The sequence below is a fragment of the Myxococcus llanfairpwllgwyngyllgogerychwyrndrobwllllantysiliogogogochensis genome, assembly GCF_006636215.1.
Taxonomy (GTDB): domain Bacteria; phylum Myxococcota; class Myxococcia; order Myxococcales; family Myxococcaceae; genus Myxococcus; species Myxococcus llanfairpwllgwyngyllgogerychwyrndrobwllllantysiliogogogochensis.
In genome coordinates this window covers 1-426 of the sequence record NZ_VIFM01000838.1, presented here as the reverse complement: position 1 = coordinate 426, position 426 = coordinate 1, and the positions used below count along the sequence as shown (strand labels likewise).

Annotated in this window: 1 protein-coding gene; it reads right to left on the bottom strand. The window is 59.6% G+C overall.

Annotation, left to right across the window (positions count from 1 at the left end; translation table 11 throughout):
- Nucleotides 1–426: phosphoenolpyruvate carboxykinase (ATP) (locus FJV41_RS56015; protein WP_141649645.1), on the bottom strand; the 426-nt coding region annotated here is incomplete at both ends.

The window sequence follows — 426 nt, the reverse complement described above, 5'->3', positions numbered from 1 at the left end:
ACCGTGCCGTCGGCGCGTACCACCACGTTTTCCAGCAGGGCGTTGCGGCGGATGGCGTGATAGATATCTGGCTCGGCCGCTTCAGAGAGCTTGATGGTCTTGGCGTAGCAGCCCCCTTCGAAGTTAAACACGCCGTCGTCATCCCAGCCATGTTCGTCATCGCCAATCAGGCGGCGTTTCGGGTCGGTGGAGAGGGTGGTTTTGCCGGTGCCTGAGAGGCCGAAGAAAATGGCGACATCGCCTTTCTCGCCGACGTTGGCTGAGCAGTGCATGGAGGCGATGCCCTTCAGCGGCAGCAGGTAGTTCATGATCGAGAACATCCCTTTCTTCATCTCGCCGCCGTACCAGGTGCCGCCGATCAGCTGAATGCGCTCGGTGAGGTTGAAGGCGACGAAGTTTTCCGAATTGAGGCCCTGCTCTTTCCAC